The 15,917-nt window shown below is 61.5% G+C and carries 10 protein-coding genes; 8 read left to right on the forward strand and 2 right to left on the reverse strand.

Annotated features, from left to right (window positions below; genetic code table 11):
- The first annotated feature begins 2 nt into the window (after positions 1–2).
- From purL to OHL14_RS14865, 7 genes are read left to right on the forward strand one after another with little or no spacing between them, the layout of a single operon-like run.
- Positions 3–3,806 carry a phosphoribosylformylglycinamidine synthase gene (gene purL, locus OHL14_RS14835; protein WP_263380132.1) on the forward strand — a complete coding sequence of 1,268 codons (3,804 nt, stop codon included), beginning with the start codon at positions 3–5 and terminating at the stop codon, positions 3,804–3,806.
- A 58-nt stretch (positions 3,807–3,864) separates the two neighbouring features.
- Positions 3,865–4,917 (forward strand): phosphoribosylformylglycinamidine cyclo-ligase, encoded by a 1,053-nt coding sequence (purM, locus tag OHL14_RS14840; protein WP_263380133.1) that lies wholly within the window; start codon positions 3,865–3,867, stop codon positions 4,915–4,917.
- Between the two features lie 5 nt (positions 4,918–4,922).
- The gene (locus tag OHL14_RS14845; protein ID WP_263380134.1) at positions 4,923–5,900 is read left to right on the forward strand and encodes a phosphoribosylaminoimidazolesuccinocarboxamide synthase; all 978 of its coding nucleotides are present in this window, start codon (positions 4,923–4,925) and stop codon (positions 5,898–5,900) included.
- The gene (gene purD / locus OHL14_RS14850) at positions 5,897–7,219 is read left to right on the forward strand and encodes a phosphoribosylamine--glycine ligase (RefSeq protein ID WP_263380135.1); all 1,323 of its coding nucleotides are present in this window, start codon (positions 5,897–5,899) and stop codon (positions 7,217–7,219) included. The genes OHL14_RS14845 and purD overlap by 4 nt, the downstream gene beginning before the upstream one ends.
- Positions 7,216–7,791 (forward strand): phosphoribosylglycinamide formyltransferase, encoded by a 576-nt coding sequence (gene purN, locus OHL14_RS14855; RefSeq protein ID WP_263380136.1) that lies wholly within the window; start codon positions 7,216–7,218, stop codon positions 7,789–7,791. Before purD ends, purN begins: the two co-directional genes overlap by 4 nt.
- Positions 7,788–8,291 carry a 5-(carboxyamino)imidazole ribonucleotide mutase gene (purE, locus tag OHL14_RS14860; protein ID WP_263380137.1) on the forward strand — a complete coding sequence of 168 codons (504 nt, stop codon included), beginning with the start codon at positions 7,788–7,790 and terminating at the stop codon, positions 8,289–8,291. The genes purN and purE overlap by 4 nt, the downstream gene beginning before the upstream one ends.
- On the forward strand, positions 8,288–9,373 hold the full coding sequence (locus OHL14_RS14865) for a 5-(carboxyamino)imidazole ribonucleotide synthase (RefSeq protein ID WP_263380138.1): 1,086 nt from the start codon (positions 8,288–8,290) through the stop codon (positions 9,371–9,373). The genes purE and OHL14_RS14865 overlap by 4 nt, the downstream gene beginning before the upstream one ends.
- Here OHL14_RS14865 and OHL14_RS14870 read toward each other — a convergent pair.
- Both OHL14_RS14870 and OHL14_RS14875 read right to left on the reverse strand, forming a co-directional pair.
- Positions 9,370–10,470 carry an alpha/beta hydrolase gene (locus OHL14_RS14870; RefSeq protein WP_263380139.1) on the reverse strand — a complete coding sequence of 367 codons (1,101 nt, stop codon included), beginning with the start codon at positions 10,468–10,470 and terminating at the stop codon, positions 9,370–9,372. The two genes, OHL14_RS14865 and OHL14_RS14870, sit on opposite strands and share 4 nt — an antisense overlap.
- 56 nt (positions 10,471–10,526) lie before the next feature.
- Entirely contained in the window at positions 10,527–12,554 is a 2,028-nt protein-coding gene (locus OHL14_RS14875; RefSeq protein WP_263380140.1) for an amidohydrolase family protein, read from the reverse strand.
- A 188-nt stretch (positions 12,555–12,742) separates the two neighbouring features.
- Between OHL14_RS14875 and OHL14_RS14880 the strand changes: the two genes are divergently transcribed.
- Complete coding sequence (locus OHL14_RS14880; RefSeq protein WP_263380141.1) at positions 12,743–15,844, forward strand: alpha-L-rhamnosidase; 3,102 nt, start codon at positions 12,743–12,745, stop codon at positions 15,842–15,844.
- Positions 15,845–15,917: the final 73 nt, after the last annotated feature.

Below are 15,917 nucleotides of genomic sequence, written 5' to 3' on the forward strand. Positions count from 1 at the left end.
TCGTGCGCATCCTGCGCGGACCTGCGGCGCTGACACCGTTCGAGCGGGAACGGTTGACGACGCGACTCCAGACAATCGATGCAGGCGCACAGGTGGTCGCGAGCGACTACCTGTTTGTGCTGCAGGTTGTGAACGAGGATGCGGTGCTGGATGAGGCACGGCTGTTCGAGCTGCTGGGTGTGGTGGACAGCGAGGCGGTGGAGGCAAGCGGGGCGCGGATGTGGGTGGGGCCGCGCGCAGGTACGCAGTCGCCGTGGTCGAGCAAGGCGACGGAGATTCTGCACAACACTGGCTTTACGAGTGTGCTGCGCGTAGAGCGGGCTCGCGAGATTACGGTGAGTGGGGCGAGCGATCTTCATGCAGTGGCGGCGGCACTGCACGATCGCATGACGGAGAGTGTGTTCTTCGCGAGCGCCGATGAGTTGAAGATGTTGTTTGCACCGCGGGAGCAGAAGCCGCTGGCGTACATCGATGTGCTGGGTGAAGGTGGCGCGGCGATTGAGAGAGCTGACCGCGAGCTTGGCTTGTCGCTGGCGGCGGATGAGATTGAGTACCTGGTGCAGGAGTTTACGCGGCTGAAGCGAAACCCGACCGATGTGGAGCTGTACATGTTTGCGCAGGCGAACAGTGAGCACTGCCGGCATAAGATCTTCAACGCGACGTGGACGGTGGATGGCGAGAAGCAGCCGAAGTCGCTGTTCGGGATGATTCGGAATACGCATGAGATGTCGAGCGAGAATGTACTCTCGGCGTATCGCGATAACGCTGCGGTGATTCGTGGCTGGCGCGGGGGTCGATACTTTCCGGATGCGAAGGATGGGGTGTATCGCGCGCATGAAGAGGCGATCGACATTCTGCTGAAGGTGGAGACGCACAATCATCCAACGGCGATCTCGCCGTGGCCGGGAGCGGCGACGGGTTCGGGTGGTGAGATTCGCGATGAAGGTGCGACGGGGCGCGGCGGTAAGCCGAAGGCGGGGCTGAGCGGATTTACGGTTTCGAATCTGCAGCTGCCGCAGGCGCCGCAGCCGTGGGAGCAGACGATTGGTCGGCCTGCGCATATCGCTTCGCCACTGGACATCATGATCGAAGGGCCGTTGGGCGCGGCGGCGTTCAACAACGAGTTTGGGCGGCCGAATCTTTGCGGCTACTTCAGGACTTTTGAACAGACGAGCGAAGGAGTGGCGTTCGGATATCACAAGCCGATCATGCTGGCTGGCGGACTCGGCAACATTCGCACGGAGCATGTGGAGAAGGGCGAGATCAAGCCGGGTTACAAGCTGGTGGCGCTGGGTGGGCCGGCGATGCTGATTGGGCTGGGTGGTGGTGCGGCTTCGAGTAGTGCAGGCGCTGCGAATGCGGAGTTGGACTTTGCTTCGGTGCAGCGCGATAACGCGGAGATGGAGCGTCGCGCGCAGGAGGTGATCGACCGCTGCTGGCAACGTGGCGAGGAGAATCCGATTGCGTTTATCCATGACGTGGGTGCAGGTGGATTGTCGAATGCGTTTCCTGAGCTGGTGAAGGATGGCGGCACGGGTGGCACGTTTCAGCTGAGTGCGATCCCTCGTGGCGAAGAAGGGTTGAGTCCGCTGGAGGCGTGGTGTAACGAGTCGCAGGAGCGGTATGTGATTGCGATTGCTCCGGAGCAGATGGCGGAGTTCGAGGCGATCTGTGCGCGGGAGCGGTGTCCGTTTGCGGTGGTGGGTGTTGCTGAGAAGCAGCAGCACCTGACGTTGGAGGATGGCGCGGAGAAGTCGATCGATCTGCCGATGAGCGTGTTGTTTGGGAAGGCTCCGAAGATGGAGCGGAGTTTTAGCCGCGCTGCTGCGCAGAGTGCGACGCTCGATCTGAGTGGCATTACGATTGATGAGGCGGTGGAGCGGTTGCTGCGGCTGCCCGCGATCGCATCGAAGAGCTTTCTGATTACGATTGGTGACCGCAGCATCACGGGCATGGTGGTGCAGGACCAGATGGTGGGCCCGTGGCAGGTGCCGGTCGCTGATTGCGCGGTGACGCTGAGTGCGTATGACACCGAGCATGGCGAGGCGATGGCGATTGGCGAGCGCACGCCGCTGGCGGTGATGAATGCTGCGGCCTCGGCTCGAATGGCTGTGGGCGAGGTGATCACGAACCTTGCGGGCACGGCGATTGAGAAGCTTGGCGATGTGAAGCTTTCGGCGAACTGGATGGCTGCGGCTGGTGAGACGGGCGAGGATGAGAAGCTCTTCGACGCGGTGAAGGCTGTGGGGATGGAGTTCTGTCCGGCGCTGGGCATGACGATTCCGGTGGGCAAAGATTCGATGTCGATGCGGATGCGCTGGCAGGAGGATGGAGCGACGAAGAGTCTGGTGTCGCCGCTGTCGTTGATTGTGAGCGGCTTTGCGCCGGTGAGCGATGTGACGCGCACGCTGACGCCTGAGATGAGCGCGATCGATGCGGCGCTGATCCTGATCGATCTGGGTGAAGGGAAGAATCGGCTGGGCGGATCTTGCCTGGCGCAGGTGTATGGTCGCAGCGGCGGCGAGGCTGTCGATGCGCCTACGGCTGAGGTGATGAAGGGTTTCTTTGCCGCGATGCAGGAGTTGAATCGCGAGAAGAAACTGCTGGCGTATCACGATCGCAGCGATGGTGGGTTGTTTGTGACGCTGGTGGAGATGGCGTTCGCGGGGCAGAGCGGGTTTGAAGCTCAGCTGCGGGTGTGTGATCTGGCTACGCTGTTCAGCGAAGAGCTTGGCGGCGTGGTGCAGGTTGCTTGGGAGAACGTGGATGCAGTGCTGACGACGTTTGCCAAGGTCGGCGTTGCGGCGAGCGTGATCGGGTTCAGTAAGGCATCGAACGAGGTGATCTTCCGCACGACCGAGAAGATTGTGTACGAGGACTCGCGGAGTGCGCTGCAGAAGATCTGGGCGGAGACGAGTTTCTACATCCAGAGTCTGCGGGATAATCCGGAGACGGCGGCGCAGGAGTATGCGCTGCTGGATGATGCGCGTCGGCCTGGGCTTTCGGTGAGTGTGCCGTTCGATCTTGGCGAGCGGGTGAATGCCCCGTTTGTGCATGTGAAGACGCCGCGGGTTGCGGTGCTGCGTGAGCAAGGCGTGAATGGACAGGTGGAGATGGCGACAGCGTTCGATCGCGCTGGATTCACGCCTGTCGATGTGCATATGAGTGATTTGCTGGCGGGTCGTCATACTTTGGATGAGTTTGTGGGACTGGCGGCGTGCGGTGGGTTCTCGTATGGGGATGTGCTGGGCGCAGGCAGTGGCTGGGCGAAGACGATCCTGTTCAATGAGCGGCTGAAGGCAATGTTTACGGAGTTCTTCGAGCGCAAGAATACGTTCTCGCTGGGCGTGTGCAATGGCTGCCAGATGATGTCTCAGCTGCGTGGGATCATTCCGGGAGCGGCGGCGTGGCCGAGGTTCGAGCGCAATGTGTCGTCGCGGTTTGAAGCGCGGCTGTGCATGGTGGAGATTGAGGATTCGCCCTCGCTGATGCTGCAGGGCATGGCGGGAGCGCGGGCTCCGATTGCGGTTGCGCATGGAGAAGGGTTTGTGCCGGAGATTGCGGGCGATGCTGTGGTTGGGTTGCGGTATATCGACAATGGTGGCTCGGTGACGCAGCACTATCCGCTGAATCCGAACGGGTCGGTGCAGGGTGTTGCCGGTGTGACGAGTGAGGATGGGCGGGCGCTGATTCTGATGCCGCATCCGGAGCGGATTTCGCTGGGCGTGCAGCATACGTGGACGCGGGCGCTGAAGCAGAGTCCGTGGCAGAGGATGTTTGACAACGCACGCAAGTGGGTTGGGTAGAAACAGACAGTATTGAGAAGACAAGAGTGATGAAGACGATCACGGATTGGGTGAGCGCGTGAGTTCGAAGGTTGATTACAAAGCGGCGGGTGTAGATATCGAGGCGGGCAACGAGGCCGTGCGACGGATGAAGTCGCATGTAGCGAAGACGCATTCGAAGGCGGTGCTAACGGGACTGGGATCGTTTGGCACGCTGTTCAGCCTGAAGGATGCGCTTGCCGGAATGAGCGATCCGGTGATGGTGCAGAGCACCGATGGCGTGGGCACGAAGACGAAGGTGACGGTGATGGCGGGGCGTTATGAGGCGCTGGGTCATGACCTGGTGTCGGCGGTGGCTGGTGATATCGCGGTGATGGGCGCGACGCCACTGACGTTTCTCGACTACCTTGGCCTGCACAAGACAGAGCCTGCGATTGTGGAGCAGCTGGTGAAGGGCATGAGCGATGCCTGTGCCGAGGCTGGCATTGCGTTGGTGGGCGGCGAGACGGCGGAGATGCCTGCTGTGTACGCGCCGGGTGAGCTGGATGTTGTGGGCTTTGTGACGGGCGTGGTCGAGCGCGAGAAGCTGATCGACGGCTCCAGCATTGTTGCGGGGGATGTGCTGTACGCAGTGAACTCAAGCGGCCTGCATACGAATGGCTTTTCGCTCGCGCGCAAGTTGATTTTTGAGATGGCAGGGCATTCGATCGATGACAAGCCTGCAGAGCTGCAGGGAGAGTCGCTGGCCGATGTGCTGCTGGAGCCGCATGCGAACTACGTGGCGCCGATTCGGAACATACTGAACGCGGGCGTTGCGGTGAAGGGCATGGTGCATGTGACGGGCGGCGGGCTGGTGGAAAATACTCCGCGGGTGTTGCCTGAGGGCTTGGGTTGCGTGATCGACCGCGCAACGTGGAAGCCGCAGCCGGTGTTCGAGTGGATGCGCAAGCTGGGACAGATCGAAGAGATCGAGATGTACCGCACGTTCAACATGGGTGTGGGCCTGGTGATTGTGGCACCGGCTGGTTTGCAGCAGGAGATTGCGGCTGCGATTGTGGCGTATCCGAAGCTGCGCGTGTGGGAGATGGGCCGCGTTGAACCGGGCACGGGCGTGCGATTTGGTGGAGTGTAAGCGCGATGAGCACTGTGACAAGAGAGCAGCTGATTGCGGCGATTCCTGATTGCGTGACGAAGACGGAGCTCGCGCTGGGTGAAGGTGTGAAGCACTATGTTGGCAAGGTGCGTGACACGTTCGAGCTCAGTGACGGCCGCATGTTGTTAGTGACGACGGACCGGCAGAGCGGGTTTGATCGGATGCTGGGCGCGATTCCGTACAAGGGGCAAGTGTTGAACCGCACATCGCTGTACTGGTTTGAGCAGACGAAGCATATCGTTGCGAACCATGTGATCGCGAGCCCGCATGCGAATGCGTTGCTGGCGAAGAAGTGCCGCGTGCTGCCGATTGAGTTTGTGGTGCGCGGGTACATGACGGGGTCGACGGACACTTCGATCTGGACGCAGTATGCAAAGGGCGTGAGGAGCTTCTGCGGACATACGCTGCCTGAGGGCATGACGAAGAATGTGCCGCTGCATGAGAACCTGGTGACGCCGACGACGAAGGAGGCCACGCATGATCGGCCGATCACGGCGGAAGAGATTGTCGCGGAGAAGTGGCTGACGCAGGACGAGTGGGATTTCGTTTCGGCGAAGGCGCTGGAGCTTTTTGCGTTTGGACAAAAGCTGGCGGCAGAGCGTGGGCTGATTCTTGTCGATACGAAGTATGAGTTTGGTGTGGATGATGCCGGAGCGATCGTGCTGATCGACGAGGTACACACGCCGGATTCGAGCCGCTACTGGCTTGCGGACAGCTATGCGGAGCGCGTGGCTGCGGGCAAGGAGCCGGACATGATCGACAAGGAATTTTTCCGGCTGTGGTTCCGGGAGCGCTGCGATCCGTACAAGGATGCGGTGCTGCCGACGCCGCCGGAGGATCTGATTGCGGAGCTGGCGTCGCGATACATCCTGCTGTTCGAAAAGATTACCGGTGAGGAGTTTGTACCGGATGCACGACCGCTTGAGGCTACGGTGCTTGCGGCGATAGGAAACGCAAGATGACTGAACGGATTCTGATTGTAGGGTCGGGCGCTCGCGAACATGCGATCGCTGTGGCACTGGCGCGTTCGCCGCAGAAGCCTGCGCTGCTTTGCTTCAGTGGAGCGAAGAACCCTGGAATCGATGGGTTGTGTGAAGTGTATGGGCTGGGCAGCATCACTGCGCCTGCAGAGGTTGTGGCGTTTGCTGCGGAGCATGGTGCGACGCTGGCTGTGCTCGGGCCGGAGGCTCCGCTGGCTGCTGGTGTTGCGGATGCGTTATGGGCGGCGAAGGTGCGTGTGGTGGGACCGACGCAGAGCCTGGCGCGTGTGGAGTCGAGCAAGGCGTTCACGCGGGAGTTGCTGGCAAAGTATGCGATTCCGGGCAATCCTTTCTTTCAGCGCTTCGAGTCGATGGATGGCGTGGACGAGGTGCTGGCGCGGTTTCCGATGCAGCATGTGATCAAGGACGATGGACTGGCCGGTGGCAAGGGTGTAAAGGTGTGTGGCGATCATCTGCTGTCGCAGGCTGAGAGCGTGGCCTTCTGCAAGGAGCTTGTAGAGCAGGGACATCCGTTTGTGGTGGAAGAGAAGCTGGAGGGCGAGGAGTTTTCGCTGATGAGCTTCTGTGATGGGAAGACGCTGCGACACATGCCTGCGGTGCAGGACCATAAGCGCGCCTACGATGGCGACAAGGGACCGAATACGGGTGGTATGGGAACGTACAGCGATGCGGACCACAAGCTGCCGTTCCTGCTTGAGAGCGATGTGGCCGAGGCGCAGGCGATCAATGAGCGCGTGGCTGCGGCGCTGGCGGAGGAATGCGGCGCGCTGTATCAAGGGATACTGTATGGCGGGTTCATGGCGACTCGCGATGGTGTGCGTTTGATTGAGTACAACGCGCGGTTCGGCGATCCGGAGTCGTTGAATCTGCTGACGCTGCTGGAGAGCGATTTCGTTGCGGTGTGTGTGGCGATTGCGGATGGAACTCTCGATGCGGTGGATGTCACGTTTGCGAAGAAGGCGAGCGTGTGCCGGTACATCGTGCCGGAGGGATATCCTGACACTCCGCGCAAGGGCGATGCGGTGGTGATGCCGGAGCAGTTGCCTGCGGGTGTGAGCGCGTATTTGAGCGCTGTCGATATGGTGGATGGAACGCTGGTGGCTATGGGGTCGCGCACGGTGGCGTTTGTGGGTGTGGGTGAGACGCTGGCCGAGGCAGAGGCGATTTGTGGCGAGGCTGCGAAGCAGGTGCCGGGGCCGTTCTTCTATCGCACGGACATTGGAACGGCGGCTGCGATCGAGCGGCGTATGGAGCATATGCAGAAGCTGAGGTCGGTATGAGTCTGCGGGTAGGGGTACTTGGATCGACGCGCGGGACGGCGCTGCAGGGCGTGCTGGATGCGATTGCGGATGGTTCGCTCGATGTTGAGATTGCGGTGGTGATCTCGAACAAGGCGGAGGCGCAGATCCTGGAGCGCGCTGCGAAGTATGGCGTGAAGACGCTGCACATCGACGCGACGGGACTGAAGCGCGCGGAGTACGATGAGCGCGTGTCGGCTGCGCTGCAGGAGGCTGGCGTCGAGCTGGTGTTGCTGATCGGATACATGCGGATCGTCACGACAGCGTTTGTAGATGCGTGGCGAGGGCGGTTACTGAATGTGCATCCTTCGCTGCTGCCTGCGTTTGGCGGCATGATGAATATGAGTGTGCACGAGGCGGTGATCGCGGCAGGTGTGAAGCAGACGGGATGCACGATCCACCAGGTGACGGAAGAGGTGGACGCAGGGCCGATCGTGTTGCAGAAGCGCTGCGAGGTGCTGCCGGGCGATACGGCGGAGATGCTGAAGGAGCGCGTGCAGGCGCTGGAACAGCAGGCGTTCGTCGAGGTGCTGAAGGATTGGAGACGCGGATGAAGAAGGCTGCGAAGAAGGTGGTGGTGGGCATCATCATGGGGTCGAAGTCGGACTGGCCCACGATGGAGAACGCTGCGAAGATGCTGGATGAGTTCGGCATTGGGTACGAGGTTGAGGTGGTTAGCGCGCATCGCACGCCGGACAAGATGATGCGGTATGCGGAGAGCGCTAAGGATCGCGGGCTGCGGCTGATCATCGCGGGCGCTGGTGGCGCGGCGCATCTGCCGGGCATGGTGGCGGCGAAGACGAGTGTGCCGGTGCTGGGAGTTCCGGTGAAGAGCCGCGCGCTGAATGGGCTGGATTCGCTGCTATCGATTGCACAGATGCCTGCGGGAATTCCGGTGGCGACGTTTGCGATTGGCGAGGCTGGAGCGAAGAACGCTGGGCTGTTTGCGGCGGCGGTGCTGGCGCATGAGGATGCGAAGATTGCGAAGGCGCTCGATGCGTTCCGAGCGAAGCAGACAAAGACGGTATTGAAGGGACCTGATCCGCGCGTATGAGTGACGTAAAGACCTCACGAGTGGGAGTGCTGGGCGCCGGGCAGCTGGCGCTGATGCTGGCCGAGGCTGGCAAGCGGCTGGGCGTGGAGGTGATCTGCGCCGGGCAGCCGGGTGACTGCGCAGAGCAGGTGGCCACTCTGGTGGTAGTGGACCTGAACGATGCGGAGCAGGTGGCCGCGTTTGCGAAGCAGGTGGACGTGGTGACGATCGAGAGCGAGAACACCGAGATGTTCGTGTTGGAGGGATTGAACGTGCATCCGAATGCGCGGGCGATCGGAATTGCTCAGGATCGGTTATTGGAGAAGCGGTTCTTCAACGAGAATGGCATTGGATGCGCTCCGTTTGCGCAGGTGGACAGCACGGAGGATTTGCAGCGCGCGGTGGCGGAGCTGGGGCTGCCTTCGATTCTGAAGACGCGGCGTATGGGGTACGACGGCAAGGGGCAGGTGCGGCTGGAGAGCAGTGGCGACATCGCCACGGCGCTGGCGGAGGTCGGCAATGTGCCGTGCATTCTTGAGGGCATGGTGCGGTTCAGGGCGGAGGTTTCGCTGATCGCGGCGCGTGGGACGACCGGCGAGATTGTGTTCTATCCGCTGATTGAGAATGTGCATCGCGAGGGGATTCTGCGTCGATCGACGGTACCGTTTGCTGGTGCGACGGCGGAGTTGCAGGAGCTGGCGGAGACGTATCTGCGGAAGATCCTGGAAGCGCTGGAATATGTGGGCGTGCTGGCGGTGGAGTTCTTCGTGGTGAACCGCGGGCTGCTGGCGAACGAGATGGCACCGCGGGTGCATAACTCGGGGCATTGGACGATTGAGGGCTCGGCCACGTCGCAGTTCGAGAACCATCTGCGAGCGATTGCAGGCATGGAGCTGGGAGCGACGACGAGCGAGCCGACGGTGATGTTGAACTGCATTGGCGAGATGCCGAGCGAGGTCGAGACGGCCAGCACGGCTGCGCTGCATCGGCATGACTATGGCAAGGAAGCGCGTGCGGGGCGCAAGGTGGGGCACATCACGTTTGCGGCGAGTGAGCGCGAGGCGATTGGCCGGTGGTATACGCGGCTGAATCCTGAGGATTAGTGTTGGTAGTCCTGCCAGAGGTACTCGAGTGCTTCGGGGAGCGTCTGGAGTTTGACGGCGTGGTCGGTGTGGCCTGCGTTCTTGGCGAAGACAAATTGGTAGTGGTAGCCCTTCGCGGCGAGGACGTTGGCCATGTTCTCGTTGGCGAGGACCCAGTCGTGCAGGTTGTCGCGCATGATGTTGGGGTTAAGGAGATCGCGGTCACCGACTTCCATCCAGATGCGCAAGGGCTTGGTGGGCGATGAGGGAATGAGGTGCTCGTGGAACTCCCATGCACCGTGCGGGGTTTGCGGGTTGGGTGGCCACTGCTGGTTGACGTAGGTGCCGGAGTAGGTGAGCACGCGGTGATAGAGGTTGGGGCGATACCAGGCCATGATGAGAGCGCAGGAGCCGCCAGAGCTGCCGCCCATGGTGGCGCGGGCGTTGGGGTCTTTGCTGAGACGAAGGTGGTACTGGCTTTCGATGCGGGGGAGGACTTCGGTCTCGACGAAGTCGGCATAGCGCGGGGACATGGTGTCGTATTCGAGGCCGCGCTCGCTGCCTTGCGCATCGCCGCTGCCATTGGCGAGGGAGATGGCGATCATGACGGGGACGCGGTGGGCGGCGATGAGGTTATCGAGCGTGGTGAAGAGGGTGCGGTCGGGGCCATCGGTTCCGATGATGAAGGGAGCGACGGTGCCGGGAACGTATTGCGCGGGGACGTAGACGGCGACCTTGCGGGTGTAGGGCGCGTGGTGGCTGGTGGTGACGATGAGCTTGGCCGGGTCGGTGGGGTCAGGTGTGCCGAAGGTGCCAGCGTCGCGCGCGATGCCGGGGTAGAGCTTGCTGTCGGAGGAGTTCATGGTGAACTCGTAGACGGTGCCTTGTGGGACGCTGGGATTGGTTGAGGTTTCGGGTGCGGCGGTGTGCGTGGGGCCAAGGATGAAGTTGCCGTCGGTGGCAGCGGGGGCGTTGGTGTCGTCGGCGAGGCTTGTGGCTTTGACGTAGCCTGCGGTGGCGGGATCGCGTGTGGGCGGTGTGGGCGGTGTGGGGCGCGGGGTCTGCGCGGTGGCGATAGTGCTGAGAAGAGCGATGGCGAGGGGCAGGCGACGAGTCATGGAGTCCTCTTAGGTGCGCTCCATTGTCGCTCGTGAGTAAGGATGTTGGCGAGAGGTTATCGGTGGAAGCCAACGGTGGCGGCTAAGCGCTTGCTGTCATAGAGGCGGCCATCGGTGACGACGCTGACGACGTTCCGGAGGGCGCTGATGTTGGTGAGGGGATCGCCGCTGACGAGGACGAGGTCGGCGCGCTTGCCGACTTCGATGGTGCCGGAGTCGGCGTCATGGTGCATGGCGCGGGCGGGAACGATGGTGGCGGACTGGATAGCTTGCAGGGGCGTCATGCCGGCCTGTACGTAGAGTTCGAGTTCGCGGTCGAGGCCGTAGCCGACGAGGTTGGTATCGCTGCCTGCGACGATGGGGACGCCTGCCTTGAACAGTGCGGCAACGGCCTGGAGGTTGGCGTTCATCGTGGCGTGAAACTTCGTTTCGTCCATGTTGGGCTTGCCGATGTTGTTGAAGCGAAGCGCGAGGGGATAGGGTGCGGCGTTGACGCCGGGTTCGAGGCTTGAGGTGGGGATGCTGGCAGGATGGTTCGCCATCTCTCCCCAGCCGAGCGTGGGGTCTACGACGATGTGTTTTTCAACGAGAAGCGCGATGAGTTTCTTTGCTCTATCGGACTGGAGGTCGGCGGGAGTGAATGGGGCGGTTGAGCCGAGGGGCTTCATCGCGTTGGTGATGTATTGCAGATGATTGATCTGGTCCATGCCATCGGCGATGCCTTCGAAGGCGTCCATAGCGCTGGGCACATGGCCGGTGACGGTGAGACCGCGCTTGTGGGCTTCTTCTGCGATGGAGCGCAGGACGAAGGGTTTGAGCTGCGAGTAGACCTTGATCTGGTCGAAGTGCTGATCGGCGTAGAGGTCGACGGCGACGACGCCTTCGCCGGGTGTGTCGGCGGTGAAGGCGCCGAAGTTGAGTGGACCTCCGCCGTCGATGAGGCCAGCGAGCAGGAGACGCGGGCCGAGTTGATGCTGGGCTTCGAGGGCGTGCCGGAGGGTGATGAGGAACTCGAATTCACCGCCGCAGTCGCGCGCGGTGGTGATGCCAGCGGCGAGGAGTGCGGGGCCGAACTCGATGCCGGAGTAGTGCGAGTGCATCTCCCACAGGCCGGGCAGGATGGACTGGCCGTCGGCGTGGACGATGCGGGTGCCGGGGGGAATGTGGACAGAGGCTGCGGAACCAACGGCGGCGATGCGATTGTTGCGGATGAGGACGGTGGAGTTTTCGACGGCGGGCGCGCCGGTGGCGTCGATGAGACGAGCGCCGACGATGGCGAAGTTGATGGAGGCTGTGGGGCGCGTGGCGCGGGTGAGGTCGGCTAGGTCGAGCATCTCCTGACGGATGCCGCTCTGGATGAGGGCGTCGAAGGCGGAGCTGTACTCGTCGAGGACTTCTTCCTGTGGCAGGCCGCCAGCGAAGGTCATGAGCGCGGCGACGCGTTCGCTGTCGTTCATCCAGAGGACTTCACGACCGAAGATGAGATTGGAGATGGTGTAGCGGGTGAGGCGAACGATCTGGCCTTTGACGGTAAAGACGTCGTGGCCGACGGGACGGATAACGACGGGCAGCGCCTGTGCGGAGGCGCGGAGCAGGGGGAGTTGCGCGGGGTGCTGGTGGTGCAGCCAGTAACGCATCATCATCATCTGCGCAGCAGCGGGCATGTTGGCGAAGCCGGTAAAGGCGACGGGCGGCTTGAGGAGTGTGCGGTTGAGATCGCCTTCGCGCACGGAGACTTTATTGCCGGTGATCTCGGTGAGCGAGGAGGTGTCGACGCCGGGTGCGGTGTCGGTTGCTGGCGTGAGGGTGTGAAGTTCGAAGCGCGTGGGGATGAAGCCGGGGAGCAGGTCGAGGGTCGCGGTGGTGGTGCGCTTCATGCCGCGGTCGGCGGTGTTGGTGGTGATGGAGAGTTGCTGCTGTTTGCCTGTGTCGGTGACGCGGTATTCCTCTGTGCCGATGGTGTGGAGGATGAGATGAACGGCGTAGATGCCGTGCTCGGTCTCGAGTGGCGCGTGCTGTGCCTGGATGGTCTGAGGAACAAAAGCGGAACAGTAAAAGCAGAGAGAGAGCAGGGCGCGACGCATAAAGAGAGGATGGCCTTGGGCTCGAATGCGAGCTAGGAAGATGCTACCTGATCGCGACAGCTGGTCTGTTTAGGAGTATTGTCCTTTGGTCGATTTCCGGGATGGAATGGTTTCCACCTGCGAGTGGGGGCTATGATGGCTGGGATTGGCGAACGGCAAGTATCGATGTTGAGGGAGAGATGGTCCAAATGCGAAAGCTGATTCTTGTGCTCTTTACGGTGGTGATTACGGCCCAGGCAAGCCCGGTGCGGCTTCGTTCGAATGGATTGACGACACCGCTGGGGATCGATACGCCGCATCCGACGTTTAGCTGGCAGAGTGATGCGAAGACCCCAAACTGGATGCAGGCGGCGTATGAGGTGCTGGTGGCGACGCGAGCGAGCGACCTACTGCCGGGCAAGGCGGATGCGTGGGATTCGGGCAAGGTGGATTCGTCCTCATCGGTGGATGTGGCGTATGCGGGAGCGACGTTGAAGCCGCAGCACAGGTATGTGTGGAAGGTGATCAGCTGGGATACGAAGGGCGTGCGCAGCTCGTCGCTGCCGACGTGGTTCGAGACCGGGATACTGCAGGAGAATGACTGGAAGGCGCAGTGGATCCGGCATAAGGATGTTGCGGACGAGAAGGAGCTCGATGCGATCCGGCTGGTGTGGATTCCGAAGATGGATGCCGAGCATGTGCCGTCTGCGACGAAGGTGCAGTTTGCGTATCATCTGCCGCTGCACGAGAAGCTCGAGGCGGCGAGCCTGCATGTGTATGTGCGCGGTGAATTTACCGCGAGTGTGAATGGGCATGTGACGGGGCATCACGATGGCTGGGGAGCGTTTGATCGCGAGGAGATTGCGGGGTATCTGCATGAGGGCGACAACGAGATTCTGCTGGATGTGACCTCGCACCGCGCACGGAAGGATGCGCCGACGGCGATCGCTGCGTCGATTCGGCTGACGCACGCGGATGGACATGAGGAGCGGATCGTTACGGGTGGCGAGTCGACGGATGGTGGATGGCAGGAGCGGTTGAAGCCGACGGACAATTGGCAGCCGGTAGCGGTGGTGGGACCGCTGTCGATGGACTTCGGTATTGGACTCGATCGCGATAAGCCGATTCATGGGCCGACGTCGATTGCGGTTGGAGCTTCGCTGCTGCGCAAAGAGTTCAAGGTGGCGACGCCGGTGAAGACGGCACGGTTGAGCATTACCGCGCTAGGTGCGTACAAGGTGTTTCTGAATGGGGAGCCGGTTGCGCCGAAGACGTTGCTGTCGCCGGGATGGACGGACTTCCATAAGCGTGCGGAGTATCAGACGTACGATGTGTCGTCGCTGGTGAAGGCCGGGCAGAATGCGATGGGCGTGATGCTGGGCGCGGGCTGGTACAGTTCGCCGATGACGTGGTCGGGCTTTCGCTTTACGCCGGGGCCGACGCTGCTGCGCGCGCAGCTCGACATTACGTTTGCTGACGGACGGCATGAGAGCGTCGTGACCGATCCGACGTGGAGCACCTCGTCCTCGCCGATTACGTTTGCGGAGATCTATGGTGGCGAGTCCTACGATGCGCAGCTGACGCAGGCAGGATGGGACAAGGTTGGCTTCAAGGCTTCGAACTGGACTGCGGCCGTGGCGGGCACGCCGCCAGACGCGGACATGAAGTTGATGGCCCAGCCGGATCTGCCGATCACGACGACGCAGAGTGTGAAGCCTGTGAAGCTGGATGCGGCGAGTGCCGTTCATCCGTACATCTACGACATGGGTCAGAACATGGTGGGCAACGTGCGCATCCATGTGCATGGCGAGCGCGGGACGGTCATCAAGCTGCGGTATGCGGAGCGGCTGAATCCGGATGGCAGCATCTATACGGAGAACCTGCGCAACGCGGATGCTACGGATACGTATGTGCTCTCCGGGCAGGGCGAAGAGGTGTGGACGCCGGCGTTTACGTTCCATGGCTTCCGCTATGTGGAGCTCGATGTGATGAATGCGAAGCATACGATGATGGCGACGCTTGGAACGATTGAGGGGCTGGTGTACAACAGTCTTCCAGAGAAGCCGACGATTCGCCTCACGAGTTCTAACGAGACGCTGAACAAGATGAATGAGCTCGGCGAATGGGGCCAGCGCGGCAACTTCGTTTCGATTCCGACGGACTGCCCGCAGCGCGATGAGCGACTGGGCTGGATGGGCGATGCCGGAGTGTTCTGGCGCACGGGAAGCTACAACTTCGATATCGATGCGTTCACGCATAAGTTCATGCTGGATGTGATCGACGCGCAGAAGCCGGATGGTGCGTTCACAAATGTTTCGCCGGATGTGCTGTCGGAGCCGGGCGCGCCGGGATGGGGCGATGCAGGAATTTTCATACCGTATGCTGCGTGGCTGCAGTACGGCGACAAGGTAACGGTGGAGAACTCATGGCCTGCGATGGAGCGTTGGATGGACTTCATCCTGCGGAACAACCCTGACTATCTGCGAACGAAGGCGACTTCGGAAAACTATGGCGACTGGCTTGCGCCGGATCAGCACACGCCGCCGAACCTGATTGGCACGGCCTATTGGGCGTTGGTGGCGCGTGAGATGACGGAGATGGCAAGAGCGCTTGGGAAGACGGAGGATGCGGCGAAGTATCAGCAACAGTATGAGAGTATTGCTGCGGCTTATCGCAAAGCGTATGTGAAGGCGGACGGTTCTGTTGAGGGCAATACGCAGACGGGCTATCTTGCGACGCTGTTCACGGGGATCGCTCCTGAGAGCCAGCGCGAGGAGATGGTGTCGCGACTGGTGAAAGATATACAGGCGCATGGCAATCATCTATCGACGGGCTTCCTGGGAACGCCGTTCCTGATGTTTGTGCTGGATGAGAACAAGCAGACGGACCTTGCGTTCAAGCTGCTGCTCTCGGACACGTATCCATCGTGGGGCTACATGGTGAAGAAGGGTGCGACGACTTGGTGGGAGCGCTGGAACGGCGATACTGGCGATCCGGGCATGAACTCGTACAACCACTATGCGTTCGGTTCGGTGATGGCCTGGGTGTATCGCAGGGCTGCGGGCATCGATACGGATGCGACTGGGCCTGGGTATCACGAGATCGTGGTGCAGCCGCACTTCGATCCGAGCCTGCCTAAGCTACATGTGGAGTATGACTCTGCCTATGGCACAATCGTGTCGGATTGGTCGGAGGCGAGGCACCAGTTCACGCTGAAGATTCCTGCGAATACGACGGCGAAGGTGTCGCTGCCGGATGGGCGGACTGAGAGTGTTGGCAGCGGAGTGCACACGTACTCTGTCACGAAGTAGGAAGCTAAAGAAGAAGGAAAAGCGCGAGGAGCGGAGGCTCTTCGCGCTTTTCTGTGTGACCAAGGCTACTGTG

It is taken from the genome of Granulicella paludicola, assembly GCF_025685545.1.
Taxonomy (GTDB): domain Bacteria; phylum Acidobacteriota; class Terriglobia; order Terriglobales; family Acidobacteriaceae; genus Granulicella; species Granulicella paludicola.